Raw genomic sequence first — 17,830 nt, 5'->3', positions numbered from 1 at the left:
GGCAGGCGCGGTGATCGCGGGCATGCTGGCACCGATGCCGGGGCATGCCGTGCCGCAGGAATCGCTTGCCGACGGTGCCACCCGCCTCGATGCCCTGGATTTGCGTCTGCCGCCCTCAGCAGGTCGGCCCGCTCATGCCGCAGCGACGGCCATCCCGCGCCAGCGACACCCGACGCTGCGGCTGGAACCGCGTAAATCGTTCATTGAGCAGGGCGTGGAAGGCAGCCGGGAGGCGTTGATCGCCTGCCAGCGAGGCGCCTACCCCGGCGCGACGGTCGCGGCGTCCAGCGTGCAGACGCCAGGGGGCGATGCGCAGCCGGACCACTGCTACCGGTTCTGACCGGCGCCCGAGGCGTCAGCTCTGGACCTGCAGCGGCCGGCTCGCGGCCGCCACGACGCGCCCCACCACGGCCGCGGCTTCAAAGCCATGGCTGGCGAACAGCGCCAGCACCGCGTCGACCGCGCCGGGCTCGCAGGACACCAGCAGGCCGCCGCTGGTCTGCGGGTCGGTCAGCAGCGCGCGGTCCTCCGAGGCGAAGTCGGCCGGCAGCAGGATGTCGTCGCCATAGCCCGTCCAGTTGCGACCCGAGGCGCCCGTGACGAAGCCGCGCTGCGCCAGCTCGCGCACGCCCGGCAGCAGCGGCACCGCGCGCCAATCCAGCTCCACCGTGCAACCGGCGCCGCGTGCCAGCTCCAGCGCATGGCCGGCCAAGCCGAAGCCGGTCACGTCGGTCAGCGCATGCACGCCGGGCAGCGCGGCGAGGTCAGGCCCTGGCGTGTTGAGCTTGGTCGTCGTGTCGATCATGCGGGCATAGCCTTCGGCGCCCAGCTGCTCTTTCTTCAGCGCCGCACTCATGACGCCCACGCCCAGCGGCTTGCCCAGCACCAGCACATCGCCCGCGCGCGCATCGGCATTGCGCTTGACCCGCTTGGGGTGCACCAGGCCCAGCGCGACCAGGCCGTAGATCGCCTCCACCGAGTCGATGGTGTGGCCGCCGGCGATGGGGATGCCGGCCGTGCGGCAGACCGAGGCGCCGCCTTCCAGCACGCGGCCTATGGTCTGCGTGGACAGCACGTTGATCGGCATGCCCACCAGGGCCAGCGCGAGGATGGGCCGGCCGCCCATCGCGTAGACGTCGCTGATCGCGTTGGTCGCGGCGATGCGCCCGAAGTCGAAGGGGTCGTCGACGATGGGCATGAAGAAGTCCGTCGTCGCGATCAGCGCCTGCTCGTCGTTGAGCTGGTAGACGGCGGCGTCGTCGGCCGTCTCTATGCCCACCAGCAGCTCCTTCGGGATGGGCATGGCCGCCGTGCCCTTCAGGATCTCGGACAGCACGCCCGGCGCGATCTTGCAGCCGCAGCCGCCGCCGTGCGACAGCGACGTGAGACGAGGTTCGGCCGACGGGACGGGACAGGTGGGTGCGTTCATGGCTGAGTGCGGCGCGCCAGCAGCGTGCCGACGAGTTGGTGGAGCGCCGCCTGCTCGGCCGCGGGTGCGAACAAGGCTGCGCGCGGGGCCAGCTGGGCGGTCAGGCGGGCAAGCATATCGACATCGTCGCGGGCCTGCGTCAGCAGGGCTGCCAGCCCGGCGTCATCCCCAGGCTGGAACACGCCCTCGTAGCCCTCGCCCAGCAGGCCGACATTGCCGTCGATGCGCGACGCCAGCACGGGCGTGCCGCTGCGGATGGCCTCGATGATGACGTGGGCACCGCCTTCCATGCGACTGGCGTGCACCAGTACATGGGCCGCCTGGATGCGCCGTCGCACCGCGGCATGGGGCAGGCCGTCGAGCCAGCGAAAGCCCGGCAGCGCCGCGGCGACCGCGGCCGCCTCCTCGCCCAGCGCCGGGGTCAGGGGCTCGCCGATGTGGTCCAAGCGGATGTCGGGCCTGCCGGCCAGGCGACGGGCGGCGCGCCAGTAGGTGCGCGGGTCCTTCTCGTCGCGCAGATGACCCACCATGAGCGCGCGCAGGTGCTGCGTGGGCTTCGGCAGCGGCTTGCGCGCGGCGCAGGACTGCAGCACGACATGGGCCTTGCTGCGCAGCGCCGCGGGCAGCTGACGCGCGCCAAGCTCGTTGAGCACGACCAGCGCGTCCGCCAGCGCCAGCGAGCGCCGGGCACTCGCATCGGTGGCGATGTCGCGGTAGAGGTCGGTGCCGGTCAGGATGAGCACGACGGGCCGCGCCGGATGCGCCGCGCGCCAGGCCTCGATGTCCACGGCCGAGCGGCGCGCATGCAGGGCGATCAGCAGCGCGTCGTTGCCCCCGCCCCAGTGCCCGGCGATGCGGACGCGATAAGCTGGCCGCAGCAGCTGCGCCCAGCGCCGGGCAGTCTGCCAATTGCCGTTGTTGGCCTGGGCCAGGGCCGGCGTCACGATGACCAGGGATTCACGATGCACGATGCGAGCCTAGCGCGCGCGGCTCACGAGGCCCGTCGGGGTACGCCCGAAGCGCTGGCCGAGGCGCTAGCAGCCAGCCGCGCCGACACGCTGGCCACCTTCGCCGCCTACGAGCAGGCCTTGCCGGGCCTGGCGGTGCCGCTGCGTGCCGACGTCAACCCGCCGCTGTGGGAGCTGGGTCACATCGGCTGGTTCCAGGCCTTCTGGATCGCCCGCAACCCGGAGCGTGGCCTCGGCCTGCGGGCCAACCCGCTGGCGCCGCGGTTGCGGCCCGGGGGTGACGCGCTGTACGACTCCAGCCAAGTGCCGCATGACAGTCGCTGGCAGCTGCCTCTGCCCGACGCGGCCGCCACGCGCGCCGAGCTGGCTGCCCAGTTGCAGGAGACGCTGGCACTGTTGCGCGACGCCGGCGGCGACGATGACGCGCTGTATTTCTTCAGACTCGCGCTGCTGCACGAGGACATGCACCACGAGGCTGCGCTCTACATGGCGCGCGGTCTGGGCCTGCCCATCGCCGACACGCGCTGGCAGCCGCGCCCGTTGCTCGCGCCGCCTGCGCCGCTTCAAGTCGACGCCCGCCACTGGCGGCTGGGCAGCCCCCACAGCGCCGGCTTTGCGTTCGACAACGAAATGCCAGCCATGGACGTGCCCTTGCAGCCCTTCGGTATCGACGCGCAGGCCGTGCGCTGGGCGGAGTACCTGCCCTTCGTCGAAGCCGGCGGCCAGGCCGCGCCGCGCTACCTGCGCCGTGACGGCGGCAGCTGGCTGGCATGGCAGAGCGGCGAATGGCGGCCGCTGGACCTCACCCTCGCGGCCTGCCACCTGACGTGGCACGAGGCCGACGCCTGGTGCCGATGGGCGGGCCGGCGCCTGCCGACGGAGGCCGAGTGGGAGTGCGCCGCCTGCACGCGGCCCGAGGCCTTGCGCTGGGGCGACGTGTGGGAATGGACGGCCAGCCCGTTCGCACCCTTCCCCGGCTTCGCGCCCCACCCCTACCGCGACTACTCCGCGCCCTGGTTCGACGGCCGCCCGGTGCTGCGCGGCGCCTCGCACTGCACGCAGCCGCGCATGCGCCACCCGCGCTACCGCAATTTCTTCCCGGCCGCGCGCAGCGATGTGCCGGCGGGCTTTCGCAGCTGCGCCGCCGGCTAGAGTGCGCCCGGTGAAACTCTCGCTGAACGACCTGGCCGCGCGCCACCCCACTGCCAGCCGCGGCGCCAGCGATGCGCTGACCGGCCTGAGCCTGGACGTGGCCGAAGGCGAGCAGCTCGCCGTCATCGGCCCCTCGGGTGCCGGCAAGACGACGCTGCTCGAAGTGCTGGCCTGCGCGCGCCCACCCTCGGCCGGCAGCCTGACCGTGGACGGCACCGCGCCGTGGCGACTGCCGCGGCGCGCGTTGCAGCGGCTGCGCGGCCGGCTCATCCTGGTGCCGCAGGTGCCGCCGCTGCCGCCGCGCCAGCGCGTCGTGACGGCCGTGCTGGCCGGCCGGCTGCCGTCGTGGAGCCTGTGGACGGCGCTGCGCTCGCTGTTCTACCCGGTCGACATCCCGGCGGCGGACGAAGCGCTCGACGCCTTCGAGCTGGGCGACAAGCTGTTCGAGCGCGTCGACCGGCTGTCCGGCGGCGAGCGTCAGCGCGTGGGGCTGGCGCGCGCGCTGGTGGCGCCCGCGCGGCTGTGGCTGGTGGACGAGCCGCTGTCGGCGCTGGACCCCGCCCGTGCCCAACGCGCCATCGCGGCGCTGGTGCGCGAGGCCGGCGCGCGCGGCGTGACGCTTGTCGCCACGCTGCACCAGGTGGACGCGGCGCTGGCGCACTTCCCGCGCATCGTGGGCCTGCGCGACGGTCGGTTGATGTTCGACCTGCCCGCCGCGGCCGTCACGCCGGCGCTGCTGGCCCGGCTCTACGCCCAGCACGAGGAGGAACTGCTGGGCGCCGCCCCCGCCGCGCCGCACGACGCGCCCACGCCGCCGGTGTTGATGCAATGCCGCTGAGCCCCCCCGCGCGCCGCGATCCCGCCTGGCTGGGGCGCGTCAGCCTCATGGCCTTCGCCGCCGTGCTGCTGTGGCCGCTGCTGGTCGCCACCGAGTTCAAGCCCTGGCTGCTGCTGGAGGCCGACACGCTGCGCCTCACCGGCCGCTTCGTCGGCAGCTTCCTGCCGCCGGCCTTCAGCGGCGAGTTCCTTGGGATGCTGGCCCGCGAGACCTGGCGCACCGTGGCGATCGCCACGGCGGGCGTCACGCTCGCGCTGCTGCTGGCGGTGCCGCTGACGCTGGCGGCCACGCGGGCGCTGTCGGTGTCGGCGCTGGCCGGCCGCATGGCCGCCCTGCCCTACGCCGTGCGCCAGGCCGTGCGCGTGCTGCTCATCGTGCTGCGCAGCATGCCCGAGCTGGTCTGGGCGCTGGTGTTCGTGCGCGTCGTGGGCCTGGGGCCGGCCGCCGGCGTGCTGGCCATCGCGCTGACCTACGGCGGCATGCTGGGCAAGGTCTATGCCGAGATCCTGGAGAGCGGCGACGCGCAGGTCACGCAGACGCTGCTGCGCAACGGCGCGGGCCGCTTGCAGGCCTTTGCCTACGGCCTGCTGCCACAGAACGCCGCCGAGCTGACGAGCTACACGGTCTACCGCTGGGAATGCGCCATCCGCAGCTCGGTCGTGCTCGGCTTCGTCGGCGCCGGGGGCCTGGGCCAGCAGATGGACAGCTCGATGAAGATGTTCGCCGGCGGCGAGGTGGCCACCATGCTGCTGGTGTTCGTCGCGCTGGTCGCGCTGGCCGACCGCTTGAGCGCCGCGCTGCGGCGCGCGCTGGGCTGAGCGATGACGCCGCAACGCGCCCGCCGCCTGCCGCCGCCGCTGTTCAGCGCCCGCTGCCGCGCCTGCTGGCTGGTGGCCGGCGTGCTGGCCCTGGTCGTGGCCAGCTTCCTGTCGCTGGACCTGCACCTGGCGGCCTTCGCGTCGGGCGACGCGCTGGCCGGCATGGCGCGTTTCCTGCGCGAGTTCTTTCCGCCGGACCTGAGTGCGCCCTTCGTCGCCCGCGTCGCGGCCGGCGCCTGGGAAACGCTGGCCATGTCCGCGCTGGGCACGCTGCTGGCGGCCGGGCTGGGCGTGCTGATGGCCTTGCCCGCCAGCCGACTGCACGGTGGCGTCCGCGCCGCCACGCGCCTGCTGCTGAACGCGCTGCGCTCGGTGCCCGAGCTGGTCTGGGCCGCCATGCTGCTGATCAGCGCGGGCCTGGGTCCCTTTGCCGGCACGCTGGCGCTGGCCATCCACACCAGTGGTGTGCTGGGGCGCCTGTTTGCCGAGGCCATAGAGAACGCGCCGCCCGGGCCTGGCGCGGCGCTGCGCGCCCAGGGTGCCGGCACGGCGCGCGTGTTCCTGTACGCGACGCTGCCCCAGGTCATCCCGCAGCTGATGAGCTACACGCTCTACCGCTGGGAGAACAACATCCGCGCGGCGGCCGTGCTGGGCGTGGTTGGCGCCGGCGGCCTTGGCCAGCTGCTGAGCTTCCACATGGGCTTGTTCCAGATGGACAAGACGGCCACGGTGCTGCTGGCCATGCTGGTCCTGGTCGCGCTGGTGGACGCCGCGAGCTTCGGGCTGCGGCGGTGGTTGATGCGTTAGCGCAGCGCCCCGGGGACGTGACTGCCCTCGGTCCAGCCCAGCAGCTTGCGCACCTCGGCCGGCACAGGCAGCGGCTCGACACCCTCCGGCACACGCGCCAGCTCGTAGCGGCTCAGCGCCGGGCTGCGGAACACGGCGCCCTCGTAGGCCAGCAACGCCTTGCCCTTGGCCTCCACGCCGGGTACGGCCTGGCGGAAGGTGTCGAGGCTGGCGAAGCTCGTCTGGCAGGGTGACGCTGCCACCGGCGCCCAGCTGATCAGCGGCTGGCCGCTGCCGGCGCGCACATAGAGGTTGCCGTCGACGCGGGCCGTCATCGGCTGCGTGACCTTGCCGCAGGTGACCGGCGCCTGCTCCAGGCGCAGCAGCGGCCCCTTGACGCTGGCGTCGGCCACCAACAGGTTGCCCTCGAAGACATGGCCCACGCGCTCGTTGACGTCCGGCCCGGTCTGCGGATGCCAGCCGAAATGGTCGCCCTGCGCGCTGCGCTCGTTGCGGTCGATCAGCACCGGCGAGTTGACGAAGGTGTTGTGGTGCACCTTGGCGCCCGAGCTGTTCAGGATGCGCACGCCCTGCTGGTTGTTGACGAACACGTTGCCGGCCACGGTGATGCCCTTGCTGATCTCGAAGAACAGGCCGGCCTGCGCACCCTCCACGTGGTTGTTGACGAAGACGCCGTCGACATTGCCCACGTCGTACCAGACGCCGTTGGAGTTGGGCTGCTCGAGGATGAGGTTGTCGCGCACGACGACGCGGTTGGACTGGTTGAAGATCTTCAACGCGGCCGGGAAGTAGCCGGTCAGCTTCTCCACGTTGTTGCGCCGGATGATGTTGCGCTCCAGCAGCACGTCCGACGAGCCGATCACGTAGATGCCCTCGGTGCTGGTGTCGCTGACCAGCGAGTTGCGGATGACCAGCTTGTCGCCACGGAAATAGCCGGCCACGCGCGAGCAGTGGCTGATGGTGACGTTCTCCAGCAGCGTGCCCACCACCTCCTTGCCATGCTCGGCCTCCGGCGTCGGCCCCACCGGGTCGTCGGTGGGTTCCTCGGACACCGGCGTTGCGGGCTTCTTGCCCTCGATGTCGATGGCCCGGTAGGCGTACTGCGTGAAGGTGATGCCGCGCAGCGTCGGCCCTTTGCGGTCGGACGCCTTGCCGTGCACGGGCCGCGAGGGACGATGCAGCGCGACGTCGTGCGCCGTGATCTCCACGGTGCGGCCGGCCGGGTTCACGCCGATGTAGACATGGCCCTTGCCGTAGTCGATGAAGAAGCCCTTGGCGCCGACCTCGCCTGGCCAGCCCGCGGACTGCAGCGGCTCGCCGTCGATGAACACCATGTCGTTGTTGAAGCGGTGCAACGGCGTCTGCATGCCCTCGCGCTCGGCGCGCCACCAGCCCAGCGGCTGCGCAGGGAACAACGTGGCCCATTTGGTGCGCCAGACGTTGTGGCCCAGGTCTTCCCACTCGGTGGCGACGCGCGTGCCCTTCAGCACGGGGATCTCGTCCAGGTAGGGCTGGATCGTGATGCCCTGGTTCAGCTGCAGCCCACCCGTTCGGTAGGTGCCGCCGCGCATGACGATGGCGTCATTCGTCACCACGCGGGCCATGGCCGCCTCGATGGACGTGGGCTCGCCGACCGACGCGCCGCTGGCCTCGGCCTTGCCGTCGGGTGCGACGAAATAAACGTGGGGCGCCTTGGGCACGGCGTAGCGCTGCGGGATGGGGCCGTAGGGGCCGCCCGAGGGCTGGGCCATGGCCACCAGCTGTGCGGCCAGCAGGCCGAGCGCGACCGTGCCGTGGCGCAGCCTGGCCAGGGCAGTTCGGGAGGGGAACGGGGGTGTCATGCGGTCTCCGTGCGCCACAAAGGTAGCGCTACCAATTGTTGGAGGCCGCACGCTACCACCGTTTGCGCTGCCGCTCCAGCGCGCCGTGATCGCGCTCGCGCTCAGCGTGCCTTGGGGCCCACCAAGCCCAGCGCCAACGCGATGCCGACCAGCACGATGGCGCCACCGGCCACCATCTGCGCCGTGATGACCTCGCCCAGGAAGAGCGCGCCCCACAGGATGGCGAACAGCGGGATCAGGAAGGTCACCGACACCGCATTCGTCGGCCCGACGCGGCTCATCAGCCGGAAGTACAGGATGTAGGCCAGCGCCGTGCATAGCGCCGCCAGGCCCAGCGCACTGCCCCAGGCGACGGCACCCGGCATCGCGGCGGGCCACAGCCAGGCCGCGGGCAGCGCCAGCAGCAGCGTCGCGGCGAACTGGCTGCCCGTGGCGACGGCCAGCGGCGAGGCACCCGTGAGGTAGCGCTTGGTGGCGTTCGCCGCCAGGCCGTAGCACAGCGTCGCACCCAGGCAGGCCACCATGGCCCAGAAGCCGGAGTGGTCGGCGCCGGGCTTGAAGCTGGCCTTGTCCCAGGCCAGGAAGGCCACGCCGGCAAAGCCGATGACGAGGCCCAGCACGCGCCAGCGCGTGAGCCCCTGGCGCAGCCAGACGAAGGCGACGACGGCCGTCCACAGCGGTGTCGTCGCATTGACGATGCTGGACAGGCCCGCCGTGATGGACAGCGCCGCGAACGAGAACAGCGCGAACGGGATGGCGCTGTTCAGCGCGCCGACGAGCAACATGCCCTTCCAGTGCTGGCGCAGGCTGGCGAGCTGCCCGCGCGAGGCCAGCAGCGGGATCAGCATCGCGCTGGCCAGGCCCACGCGCACGGCCGCGAGGACGACCGGACCGAACTCGTGAACACCCAGGCGCATGAACAGGAAGGAAGCGCCCCACAGCGCCGCGAGCAGGACCAGCTCGCCGATGTCGAAAGCCTTCATGCGGTGGCACTTTCCAGGTTGAGCAAGGCCTTCTTGCGATCGAGACCACCGGCATAGCCGGTCAAGGAACCATCGGCGCCGACGACGCGGTGGCAGGGCACCAGCACCGAGATCGGGTTGCGGCCCACGGCCGCGCCCAGCGCCCGTGCGGCACTGGCACGCCCCAGCCGCTCGGCCAGCGCGCCATAGGTCGACGGCTGCCCCGGCTCTATGGCCAGCAGCGCCTGCCAGACTTCGCGCTGGAAGGCCGTGCCGGCCGGGTCCAGCGGCGGCATGTCGAACGGGTTGCCGCTGAAGTAGGCGGTCAGCGCCGCCTCGGTGGCCGACAGCACGGCGTCGCTGCCGTCGTCCTCGGGCACGGCGAGCGCGCCGGGATGGTGCTTCTGACCGTCGAACCACAGGCCCGACAGGCCCGCGGCACTGCGCGCGGCCGTCAACGGGCCCAGGGGCGTCGCGATGCGGCGCTGCAGGATGTGGTGGTTGCTCATGAATGTCTCCAGAGGTGAAGGACGGCGTAGCTGCGATAGGGCCGATAGGGCTCGGCCGCTTCGAGATAGGCCTTGGGCGACAGCAAGGGGCCTTGGGCGTCGACCTTGGCGCTGAGGGCTTTGCGCAGCACGACGTCGCCGGGCGGGAAGGCATCGGGCCAGCTCCAGCCGCGCATCAACATGTAGCCGGCCGTCCAGGGGCCGATGCCGGGGACGGCGGTCAGCTCCTCGGCCGCGGCTTCGGGCGTGCCGTCGCGGCGGGCGAAGGCCAGCGTCGGCCAGGCCTGCGCCAGCGCGATGACGCTGTCGGCGCGGCGGCCGATGATGCCCAGCGACGCGATGTCGTCGCGCGTCGCGCTGGCAATGCGTTCGGGCGTCGGGAACAGCCGGCCGCAGCCTTCGGGCGCATCCGGCAGCTCCTCACCAAAGCGCTCGACAAAGCGGCCCGCCAGCGTGCGCGCGGCGGCCACGGTGACCTGCTGGCCCAGCACGGCGCGCACCGTCAATTCGAAGCGGTCCAGGCAGCCCGGCAGACGCTGGCCCGGCACGGCGCCCTGCCCCAGCGCGTTGGCGATGGCCTCGGGTTCGGCGTCCAGGTCCAGCCAGCGGCGCAGCAGCGGCAGCAACGAACCGACGGCCGGCCACAGCGTGGGCGACAGCTCGACGCCCACCTCGCCGGGCTTGTCGAAGCTGGCGCGCAGCCAGCCGGCGTGGCGCTGGCCTGCGTGCGTCAATGCCAGCGAGCGCGTGATGCCGCGCTCGTCGACCCGTTCGACGCCGGCCACGGCGCGCGGCGCGAGGAAGGCCAGCACGCCGGCCACGTCGTAGGGCTCGCGGTAGCTCAGCCGCAGCCGCGATGCCGGCCCCGTGCCGCCGCCCTCGCGGCGCAGGGCCGTCGGCTGCAGCCGGTAGTGCTCGATGAACGCGGCGTTGAAGCGGCGCAGGCTGGCAAAGCCGGCCGCGTACGCCACCTCTTGCACGGGCAGCGTGCTGTCGGTCAGCAAGGCCTTGGCGAGCAGCAGGCGGCGTGTCTGCAGGTATTGCAGCGGCGATACGCCGTGCTCGGTCTGGAAGATGCGGCGCAGGTGCCGGCTCGTGATGCCCAGGTGACTGGCCAGGTCCTCGACGCTGGCCTCGGCGTCGTCGCAGCCGTCCAGCCACGCGGCCGCCTGCTGTGCCAGCGTGCGCGACGCATCCATCGTCGTCCATGGCAGCGCGCGTGGCGCCAGTTCGGGCCGGCATTTCATGCAGGGGCGAAAGCGTTCGGCCTCGGCCTGGGCGGCCGTGTCGAAGAAGCGGCAGTTCTCGCGCCGCGGCAGGCGCACGCGGCAGATGGGCCGGCAGTAGATGCCGGTGGACGTGACGCCGACGTAGAGCCGCCCGTCGAAGCGCGCGTCGTGTGACTGCAGCACGGCGTAGGCGGCATCGGGCGGGAGCTGGGTGGACAACATGGCGCCAGTCTAGGCGTCGGACCCCTCGGCGCCTGGCCGTTTCCGGACACGCAGGCGCGGTCTGCTGCCAAGCCTTGTCAGTGCTTGTCGGGGGGGAAGTAGCGGCGCCGCAGCCGTTCGACGCTGCCGTCGTCCTCCAGTTGCTGGTAGGCCTTGCGCCAGAGCTGCGCCTCCTCGGGTGCCAGCCCGAGCGACGCCGCCACGTAGAGCTTGGCCTCGCCCAGCACGTGGTGCGTCGTGAACTGCTGGCGCGTGTAGCCGTACTCGACCATGGCGGCCTCCAGCATCGGCGCACCGGCGTAGACGGCGTCCAGGCTGCCGCCCAGCAGCATGCGCAGCAAGTCCTTGTAGTCCTTGCCTTCGATGATGGTCGTGAAGTTCTCGGCCCGCAGGTTGCGCGCGATGGGCGAGCCGCGCAGCACGCCCACGCGCACGGTCCGCAAATCGTCCATGCTCAGCCGGCGGTCGGTGGCGGCCGTGATCAGCACGTAGCGCGCCGTCGTCAGCGGCACCAGCCACTGGAAGCGTTTCTCGCGGTCCGGCGTGCGGGCCAGCGGAAAGATGCCGACGCGATCGCTGCGATCGGTCAATTGCACGGCCCGCGCCCACGGGTAGTAGCTGATCTGCGTGGAGCGGCCCATGCGCTGGGCCAGCATCAATACCAGCTCGTGTGCGTACCCGCGCCCGCCCTCAGACGAGCGCCACGCGAAGGGTGGCAGGTCGCCGGCCACCCACTCGAGCTGCGGCACGCGACCGACCGCGTCTTCCGGCAGTTGCGCCCATGCCGCGAGCGGTCCTGTTCCCAGGGCGGACAACAGCAGCAGGTCACGGCGCAGCATCGCGGGCTTTCGTTTGCCCCCCGACTCTAGCCCCGCGACAACAACTTACATCGCCTTGAACAGGTGGACGTAGGCTCGGCTGACCGGCAATTCGCGCGCCTGGCCGCGGATGCGCACGAACAAGCGGCTCTGCTCGTCGCGGCGCGTGCCGGCGAGGTGATCGAGGTTGATGATGGTGGAACGGTGCACCTGCCAGAAGTGGTCCGGGTCCAGCTGCTGCGAGAGCTCGAAGATGGGCGTGCGGATCAGGTGCTCGGCCGTGGCCGTCTGCACGACGGTGTACTTGTCGTCGGCCTGGAAGAACAGCACCTCGTCGACCGGGATCTGGTGCATCAGCTCGCCCTGCGCGGCGCGGATGTAGCGCAGCCGTGCGGGCGAGGCGCCCCCCGGGGGCAGCAGGCGCTTCAGCGTCTCGGCCAGCGCGCCGTCGCCACCGCTGCCGGCGCTGGCGGTGCTGCGCAGGCGCTCGACGCAGCCGGCCAGGCGGTCGGCCTTGATGGGCTTGAGCAGGTAGTCGACGGCGCGCGCCTCGAAGGCGTCCACGGCGTACTGGTCGTAGGCCGTGACGAAGACGACGCGCGTGTCGCCTTCTATGCCCTGGGCCACCTCCAGGCCGGTCAGCCCGGGCATCTGGATGTCCAGGAAGGCCACATCGGGCTCCAGCTCGGCAATGGCCGCGGCGGCCTCGACGCCGTTGGCGGCGGTCTTCACGATCAGCAGTTCGGGCCAGGCCTGGGCGAGCTGGGCCTTCAGGTACTGGACCAGGTGGGGTTCGTCGTCGGCGATCAGGGCAGTGGTCATGGTGGGTCAGGCAGGAAGAGGAATGCGGATGCGCGCCAGCGTGCCGCCGCCTTCACGCGGCTGCAGCGCCAGCGTGGCGCTCGGCCCCCAGCGGGCGGTCAGCCGGGCGCGGATGTTGTCCAGGGCGACGCCGTTGCCGCCGCGGCGCCTGGGCGCGGCCAGGCCCTCGCCATCGTCGGCGACGTCCAGGCACAGCATGTCGGCCTCGCGGCGGGCGCTGACGGTGATCTCGCCGCCGGCGATCTTGGGCTCAAGGCCGTGGTGGATGGCGTTCTCCACCAGCGGCTGCAACAGCAGCGGCGGCAGCTCGAGGCTGCCCAGCTCGGCGGGCAGGTCCAGGCGCACGCGCAGCCGCTCGCCCATGCGCAACTGCATCAGCGCGAGGTAGGCGTCCAGCATCGCGAACTCCTGGGCCAGCGTCGTCACGTCGCCGCGCAACTGGCCCAGGCTGGCGCGCAGGTAGTCGGTGAAGCGCTCCAGCATCTGCTTGGCCCGCTCGGGGTCGAAGTCGATGAGGCTCTGCACGTTGGCCAGCGTGTTGAACAGGAAATGCGGCTCGATCTGGCCTTGCAACAGCTTGAGCTGGGCCTCGGTGACGCGGGCCTGCAGCGCCTCCTGCCGCCAGCGGGCGCGGTAGCGAAAGCTCAGCACGACGGAGATGAACACCGACACCAGCAGGAACTGGCGCCAGAACCCGAGGCTGCCGAGCAGCGCCTGCAGGCTGCGGTTGCCCGTCCAGATCTGGTCGACGAACCACAGGCCGATGACGACCCCCAGCAGCGCACAGCCGATGGAGGTGACCGAGAAGAACAGCCCCGCCCGCCAGTCATGCCAGCCCATGATGGTGTCCAGCCAGCGCTGCGGCGCCAGCCGCTCGAACGAGCGAAAGACGCTGAAGAAAGCCACCGACACCCAGGCGCTGACGAGCAGGTTGCCCGGCACCTGGCCGCGCCACCAGGCGTCGGAACCCAGATCGCCGCGCTGCAGGCCGGCCAGGATGGCGAATGCCGTGCCGAAGCCCAGCGTCCAGAGCACGTAGATCAGCAACCGCAAGCGCAGCCGGTCGGGCCGGTGCTTCATCAGCCGCCGCTGGTGGCGCAGCGCCTGGGTGAATTCCTCGATGAATGTCATGGGGCGCGAGTGTAGGAAGACCCCGCGCCATGCCCCCTGGATGGGCGACGGATCGACAGCCGGCGCGACGGATGGCGGACATGGGGCGTGCCTACAATCCGCCGCGATTCAATCCCCCCAGCTTCAGAGGCAGTCCATGCAGGTTCACGCATCCATCTTCAAGGCCTACGACATCCGTGGCGTCGTCGGCCAGACCTTGAACGAGGAACTCGCCGAGCACCTGGGCCGGGCCTTCGGCACGGAAGCCAAGGCGCTGGGCGAGAAGGCCGTGGCCGTGGGCCGTGACGGCCGCCTGTCCGGCCCCGGCCTGGTCGCCGCACTGGTGCGCGGCCTGCAGTCGACGGGCCTTGACGTCGTCGACATCGGCGCGGTGACGACGCCCATGCTCTATTACGTCGCCGCCACGCGCAGCAAGCACGGCTGCAACTCCGGCATCATGGTCACGGGCAGTCACAACCCCAAGGACTACAACGGCTTCAAGATGGTGCTCAAGGGCGCCGCTGTTTACGGTGAGCAGATCCAGGGCCTGCGCCAGCGCATCGAAGCCGAGGACTACGCCAGCGGCATGGGTCGTGTCGGCCAGATGGACATCGTCCCCGAGTACACACACCGCGTCGTCAAGGACTGCAAGCTGGCCCGGCCGATGAAGATCGTCGTCGACAGCGGCAACGGCATCCCGGGCGCGTCCGCCCCGGCCATCCTGCGCGCGCTGGGCTGCGAGGTCATCGACATCTTCTCCAAGGTCGACGGCGACTTCCCCAACCACCACCCCGATCCGTCGCGCCCCGAGAACCTGGAAGACCTGAAACGCATCGTCCACGCGACCGGCGCCGAGCTGGGCCTGGCCTTCGACGGCGACGGCGACCGCCTGGGCATCGTCACCAAGGACGGCGAGATGATCATGCCGGACCGCCAGATCATGCTGATCGCGGCCGACATCCTCAAGCGCAAGCCCGGCGCCGAGATCATCTTCGACGTGAAGTGCACGCAGCGCCTGGCGCCGTGGATCCGCGAGCACGGCGGCAAGCCGCTGATGTGGATGACCGGCCACTCGCTGGCCAAGGCCAAGCTGAAGGAAACCGGCGCGCCGCTGGCCGGCGAACTGTCGGGCCACATCTTCTTCGCCGAGCGCTGGTACGGCTTCGACGACGCGATGTACACGGCCGGCCGCATGCTGGAGATCCTGTCCCGCAGCGCCGACCCCAGCGCCGTGCTGCAGGCCCTGCCCAACAGCTTCAACACGCCCGAGATCAACGTGCCCTGCGCCGAAGGCGAGCACCACGAGGTCGTCAAGAAGCTCAGGGAATTGACGTCGCTGAAGGACTTCCCGGGCGCCACCGAGCTGATCACCATCGACGGCCTGCGCATCGAGTACGCCGACGGCTTCGGCCTGATCCGCCCGTCCAACACGACGCCGGTGCTGGTGCTGCGCTTCGAAGGCCACACGCCCGAGGCGCTGGAGCGCATCCAGCACGATGTGCTGGAACAGCTCAAGCGCGTGAAGCCGGACGCGAAGTTTGCCGCTGGCCATTGAACCTGCCCGGTGGCTCTATGCCACCGCGCTGCGGCTGTTGACGCCGCTGTACCTGCTGCGCCTGTGGCGCCGCGGTGCCAAGGAGCCGCTCTACCGACATGCGCTCGGTGAGCGGCTCGGTTTCTTCTCAGGCTCAACCGAACCAGGCCGGCTCTGGATCCATGCCGTGTCGCTGGGCGAGACGCGGGCGGCCAGCGCGCTCATCGACGCACTGCGCGCCCGTGATCCCGGGCTGAAATTCCTGCTGACCCACTCGACGGCCACGGGCCGCGAAACGGGCCATGCGTTGCTGCGTGACGGTGACGCCCAGGCCTGGCTGCCCTACGACACACCCGGCGCCGTGCGCCGCTTCCTGCGCCATTGGCAACCGCGTCTGGGCGTGCTGATGGAGACCGAGGTCTGGCCCACGCTGCAGCACGAGGCCGAGCAGGCTGGCGTGCCCATGGTGCTGGCGAACGCGCGCCTGTCCGAGAAGAGCCTGCGCCAGGGGCAGCGGTTTGCTGCGCTGATGCGGCCGGCTGCGCAACGCATGTCGCTGGCCCTGGGGCAGACGGAAGCAGACGCTGCCCGCATTCGAGCCATGGGCATGGCCCGCGTCGAGGTGGCCGGCAACCTGAAATACGACATCGCCGTGGACGCTGCGTTGATCACGCGCGGCCGGGCCTGGGCCGACAAGCTCGGCCGGCCGGTGCTGATGCTGGCCGTCAGCCGCGAAGGCGAAGAGGCTGCGCTGCTGGCCGAGTGGGTGAAGCGGCCGGCCCCTCGCCCGCTGCTCGTCATCGTGCCGCGGCATCCGCAGCGCTTCGACGAGATCGCTGCCCTCATCGAAGGCGCCGGCCTGAAGCTCGCGCGCCGCAGTGCCTGGACAGATGCGCCGTCTACGGAAGCACTCGCGGCCGACGTCTGGCTGGGCGACTCGATGCGCGAGATGCCGCTGTACTACGGCCTGGCCAGCGTGGCCCTGCTGGGGGGCAGCTTCGAGCCGCTGGGCGGCCAGAACCTCATCGAGGCGGCGGCCTGCGGCTGCCCGATGCTGGTGGGGCCGCACACCTTCAACTTCGCTGAGGCGACGGAGCTGGCGCTGGCGGCCGGCGCGGCCGAGCGGTGCACGTCGCTCGCCGATGCTGTCACGCGCGGCTTGGCGCTGTGCGCCGACGCGGCGAGCCGCCGCGCGATGGGCGCGAGCGCCCTCGCCTTCTCCGCCGCCCACCGCGGTGCGGCGGCCCGGATGGCCGCCGCCTTGCTCTCAAAGAGACGATGAATCGAATCGCCACGACCCGCTGGACACTGCAACTGCTGTTCGTCCTGTCGGGCTGCGCGGCGCTGATCTATCAGTCCATCTGGGCGCACTACCTGGGCCTGACGCTGGGCCATGCGGCCTATGCGCAGACGCTGGTGCTGATGATGTTCATGGGCGGCATGGCGCTCGGCGCCTGGAGCATCAGCCGTGTCACGCAGTCGCTGCACAGGCCCGTGGCCATCTACGCCGGTGCCGAAGCGCTGATCGGCCTCACGGGACCGGCATTCCACGCCATCAGCAGTTGCCCACCATCTGCACCGCGGGGACGAGCGAGGTCGCCGGGGTCGGCGGTGCAGCAGCGGGCTGCGTGCTCTTCTTTGACGGGGCCAGCAAGGCCAGCGGCTGGTTGCCGCACCAAACGCCCTGGCGGCTGCCTCTCGCGGCGTAGAGACCGCGGAAGTAGTCGACCTGGTAGTTGTCGTTGACGGGCAGCTCCTGGAACTGGAAGTTGGGCGCGCCATAGAGCTGGACCGACATCGTTGCCGCGCTGTAGCGGCCGACGAAGAACTGCGGCTCGGCCAACCCGCGGCCGACGTCCGACATGCCGTCGGTCAGCAGCACCAGCCCGCCATCGCGCACGGCCACGGCCTGGGGCACGACGTCCATGCCGCAGGAAGTGACCAGTTGGACGTCGGGCGGCTGGGCATCCGGCCCGACGGACTGCTGCAGGATGTTCATCGCATTCACCAGGACCTGCCGCCAATGATCCAGGCACACCTCCAGCCCCACCGTCATGCCATCCCAGTGGATGAGGTTGTCGAGCACCTGGTCGGGGTTGAGGGTGAAGCTGAACACCGTGGTCGGGTCCAGGTTGGCGTGGTTGTCGCGCGGCGGGCCGTCGATGGGTGAGATGTAGTGCTTCTCCATCAGCACATAGGGCATGGAGGCGTCGGCCGCCGCGCGCTGCCCGCGCAGCATGAGCGCGGTATTGAGCAGGTTCATGCGGCCGTCAACCGGCGGCAGCACCGAGCACACCGTGCCCGCCACGATCAGCCAGTCCTTGAACAGGGGCGAGCTCTGGATGGCACCGTAGAGCGCCTCGGCAAGCTGGAAGCGCGCGCGCTCGGGGTAGGAGCCGAAGCTGGTGTTGCGCTTGAACTCGTGCGCATGCACCTCATCGGGCCCGGCACACCGGAAGTAGAACTCCGGCGCAATGAACACCTTCAGCGTGCCCGGGTCGTTCATGCCCGGCACGTTGGCGAAGGTCTGCGCGGCCCAGTACAGCACGTTGACCAGGCGCTGGGCGCGCGACTGCAGGTCGGCGTCTGCAAGCTGGATGGCCGGGGCGCCCGCCTGCGGCTGGGAGGCACCGGGCGGCGAAGGGTAGAAGGTGGGCACCATGTAGCTCAGCGGCAGCAGCTGGGTGTAGCGGTTGCGCTGACCAAAGATGTGCGGGTTCAAGTCCATGGTCGATCTCCGAGGGTCAAGGTCAAGGGACCGCGCGCCGAGG

17 protein-coding genes are annotated in these 17,830 nt (G+C 71.1%); 7 read left to right on the top strand and 10 right to left on the bottom strand.

What is annotated here, in order from left to right:
* The first annotated feature begins 22 nt into the window (after positions 1-22).
* Positions 23-340 (top strand): hypothetical protein, encoded by a 318-nt coding sequence (locus AC1D29_RS20755; RefSeq protein ID WP_477900920.1) that lies wholly within the window; start codon positions 23-25, stop codon positions 338-340.
* A gap of 15 nt (positions 341-355) precedes the next feature.
* Here the strand turns inward: AC1D29_RS20755 and selD are convergent, their stop codons facing one another.
* Entirely contained in the window at positions 356-1,429 is a 1,074-nt protein-coding gene (selD, locus tag AC1D29_RS20750; RefSeq protein ID WP_477900919.1) for a selenide, water dikinase SelD, read from the bottom strand.
* Positions 1,426-2,397, bottom strand: a complete 972-nt coding sequence (senB, locus tag AC1D29_RS20745; RefSeq protein ID WP_477900918.1) for a selenoneine biosynthesis selenosugar synthase SenB — start codon at positions 2,395-2,397, stop codon at positions 1,426-1,428. Before senB ends, selD begins: the two co-directional genes overlap by 4 nt.
* Between senB and senA the strand changes: the two genes are divergently transcribed.
* Genes senA through phnE form a run of 4 tightly spaced genes read left to right on the top strand, consistent with a single transcriptional unit; the run spans position 2,392 to position 6,012 of the window.
* Entirely contained in the window at positions 2,392-3,549 is a 1,158-nt protein-coding gene (gene senA / locus AC1D29_RS20740) for a selenoneine synthase SenA (RefSeq protein ID WP_477900917.1), read from the top strand. The genes senB and senA overlap by 6 nt on opposite strands.
* Before the next feature lie 10 nt (positions 3,550-3,559).
* Positions 3,560-4,387, top strand: coding sequence for a phosphonate ABC transporter ATP-binding protein (locus tag AC1D29_RS20735; protein WP_477900916.1), 828 nt, complete (start codon positions 3,560-3,562; stop codon positions 4,385-4,387).
* Positions 4,378-5,205: a PhnE/PtxC family ABC transporter permease gene (locus tag AC1D29_RS20730; protein WP_477900915.1), complete on the top strand. Its 828-nt coding sequence runs from the start codon at positions 4,378-4,380 to the stop codon at positions 5,203-5,205. Before AC1D29_RS20735 ends, AC1D29_RS20730 begins: the two co-directional genes overlap by 10 nt.
* 3 nt (positions 5,206-5,208) lie before the next feature.
* Positions 5,209-6,012 (top strand): phosphonate ABC transporter, permease protein PhnE, encoded by an 804-nt coding sequence (phnE, locus tag AC1D29_RS20725; RefSeq protein WP_477900914.1) that lies wholly within the window; start codon positions 5,209-5,211, stop codon positions 6,010-6,012.
* On the opposite strand, the gene AC1D29_RS20720 is transcribed toward phnE, so the two are convergent.
* The 7 genes from AC1D29_RS20720 to AC1D29_RS20690 form a co-directional block, all read right to left on the bottom strand.
* Positions 6,009-7,853, bottom strand: a complete 1,845-nt coding sequence (locus tag AC1D29_RS20720; RefSeq protein ID WP_477900913.1) for a right-handed parallel beta-helix repeat-containing protein — start codon at positions 7,851-7,853, stop codon at positions 6,009-6,011. The two genes, phnE and AC1D29_RS20720, sit on opposite strands and share 4 nt — an antisense overlap.
* 101 nt (positions 7,854-7,954) lie before the next feature.
* Positions 7,955-8,836 carry a DMT family transporter gene (locus AC1D29_RS20715; RefSeq protein ID WP_477900912.1) on the bottom strand — a complete coding sequence of 294 codons (882 nt, stop codon included), beginning with the start codon at positions 8,834-8,836 and terminating at the stop codon, positions 7,955-7,957.
* Positions 8,833-9,324 carry a methylated-DNA--[protein]-cysteine S-methyltransferase gene (locus AC1D29_RS20710; RefSeq protein ID WP_477900911.1) on the bottom strand — a complete coding sequence of 164 codons (492 nt, stop codon included), beginning with the start codon at positions 9,322-9,324 and terminating at the stop codon, positions 8,833-8,835. Before AC1D29_RS20710 ends, AC1D29_RS20715 begins: the two co-directional genes overlap by 4 nt.
* Positions 9,321-10,775: a DNA-3-methyladenine glycosylase 2 family protein gene (locus AC1D29_RS20705; RefSeq protein ID WP_477900910.1), complete on the bottom strand. Its 1,455-nt coding sequence runs from the start codon at positions 10,773-10,775 to the stop codon at positions 9,321-9,323. The genes AC1D29_RS20710 and AC1D29_RS20705 overlap by 4 nt, the downstream gene beginning before the upstream one ends.
* A 77-nt stretch (positions 10,776-10,852) precedes the next feature.
* Entirely contained in the window at positions 10,853-11,614 is a 762-nt protein-coding gene (locus AC1D29_RS20700; protein ID WP_477900909.1) for a substrate-binding periplasmic protein, read from the bottom strand.
* Between the two features lie 45 nt (positions 11,615-11,659).
* Positions 11,660-12,415: a LytR/AlgR family response regulator transcription factor gene (locus AC1D29_RS20695; protein WP_477900908.1), complete on the bottom strand. Its 756-nt coding sequence runs from the start codon at positions 12,413-12,415 to the stop codon at positions 11,660-11,662.
* Between the two features lie 6 nt (positions 12,416-12,421).
* Positions 12,422-13,546, bottom strand: coding sequence for a sensor histidine kinase (locus AC1D29_RS20690; RefSeq protein WP_477900907.1), 1,125 nt, complete (start codon positions 13,544-13,546; stop codon positions 12,422-12,424).
* A 136-nt stretch (positions 13,547-13,682) separates the two neighbouring features.
* Between AC1D29_RS20690 and AC1D29_RS20685 the strand changes: the two genes are divergently transcribed.
* Together AC1D29_RS20685 and AC1D29_RS20680 are read left to right on the top strand one after the other, a co-directional pair.
* Positions 13,683-15,080 carry a phosphomannomutase/phosphoglucomutase gene (locus AC1D29_RS20685; RefSeq protein ID WP_477900906.1) on the top strand — a complete coding sequence of 466 codons (1,398 nt, stop codon included), beginning with the start codon at positions 13,683-13,685 and terminating at the stop codon, positions 15,078-15,080.
* On the top strand, positions 15,064-16,341 hold the full coding sequence (locus tag AC1D29_RS20680) for a 3-deoxy-D-manno-octulosonic acid transferase (protein WP_477900905.1): 1,278 nt from the start codon (positions 15,064-15,066) through the stop codon (positions 16,339-16,341). The genes AC1D29_RS20685 and AC1D29_RS20680 overlap by 17 nt, the downstream gene beginning before the upstream one ends.
* Positions 16,342-16,614: 273 nt before the next feature.
* Here AC1D29_RS20680 and AC1D29_RS20675 read toward each other — a convergent pair whose 3' ends face one another.
* Complete coding sequence (locus AC1D29_RS20675; RefSeq protein WP_477900904.1) at positions 16,615-17,787, bottom strand: hypothetical protein; 1,173 nt, start codon at positions 17,785-17,787, stop codon at positions 16,615-16,617.
* Positions 17,788-17,830 lie beyond the last annotated feature (43 nt).

The sequence above is a fragment of the Roseateles sp. P1_C6 genome, assembly GCF_056406315.1.
The sequence above is the reverse complement of the archived record's forward strand: the minus strand, read 5'-3'. Positions and strand labels throughout refer to the sequence as shown.

What these genes read in the sequence shown, in the direction of transcription:
- AC1D29_RS20755 (WP_477900920.1), top strand. Translation starts at nt 23, where the DNA reads ATGCTGGCACCGATGCCGGGGCATGCCGTGCCGCAGGAATCGCTTGCC.
- selD (WP_477900919.1), bottom strand. Translation starts at nt 1,429, where the DNA reads ATGAACGCACCCACCTGTCCCGTCCCGTCGGCCGAACCTCGTCTCACG.
- senA (WP_477900917.1), top strand. Translation starts at nt 2,392, where the DNA reads ATGCACGATGCGAGCCTAGCGCGCGCGGCTCACGAGGCCCGTCGGGGT.
- AC1D29_RS20730 (WP_477900915.1), top strand. Translation starts at nt 4,378, where the DNA reads ATGCCGCTGAGCCCCCCCGCGCGCCGCGATCCCGCCTGGCTGGGGCGC.
- phnE (WP_477900914.1), top strand. Translation starts at nt 5,209, where the DNA reads ATGACGCCGCAACGCGCCCGCCGCCTGCCGCCGCCGCTGTTCAGCGCC.
- AC1D29_RS20720 (WP_477900913.1), bottom strand. Translation starts at nt 7,853, where the DNA reads ATGACACCCCCGTTCCCCTCCCGAACTGCCCTGGCCAGGCTGCGCCAC.
- AC1D29_RS20715 (WP_477900912.1), bottom strand. Translation starts at nt 8,836, where the DNA reads ATGAAGGCTTTCGACATCGGCGAGCTGGTCCTGCTCGCGGCGCTGTGG.
- AC1D29_RS20710 (WP_477900911.1), bottom strand. Translation starts at nt 9,324, where the DNA reads ATGAGCAACCACCACATCCTGCAGCGCCGCATCGCGACGCCCCTGGGC.
- AC1D29_RS20705 (WP_477900910.1), bottom strand. Translation starts at nt 10,775, where the DNA reads ATGTTGTCCACCCAGCTCCCGCCCGATGCCGCCTACGCCGTGCTGCAG.
- AC1D29_RS20700 (WP_477900909.1), bottom strand. Translation starts at nt 11,614, where the DNA reads ATGCTGCGCCGTGACCTGCTGCTGTTGTCCGCCCTGGGAACAGGACCG.
- AC1D29_RS20695 (WP_477900908.1), bottom strand. Translation starts at nt 12,415, where the DNA reads ATGACCACTGCCCTGATCGCCGACGACGAACCCCACCTGGTCCAGTAC.
- AC1D29_RS20690 (WP_477900907.1), bottom strand. Translation starts at nt 13,546, where the DNA reads ATGACATTCATCGAGGAATTCACCCAGGCGCTGCGCCACCAGCGGCGG.
- AC1D29_RS20685 (WP_477900906.1), top strand. Translation starts at nt 13,683, where the DNA reads ATGCAGGTTCACGCATCCATCTTCAAGGCCTACGACATCCGTGGCGTC.
- AC1D29_RS20675 (WP_477900904.1), bottom strand. Translation starts at nt 17,787, where the DNA reads ATGGACTTGAACCCGCACATCTTTGGTCAGCGCAACCGCTACACCCAG.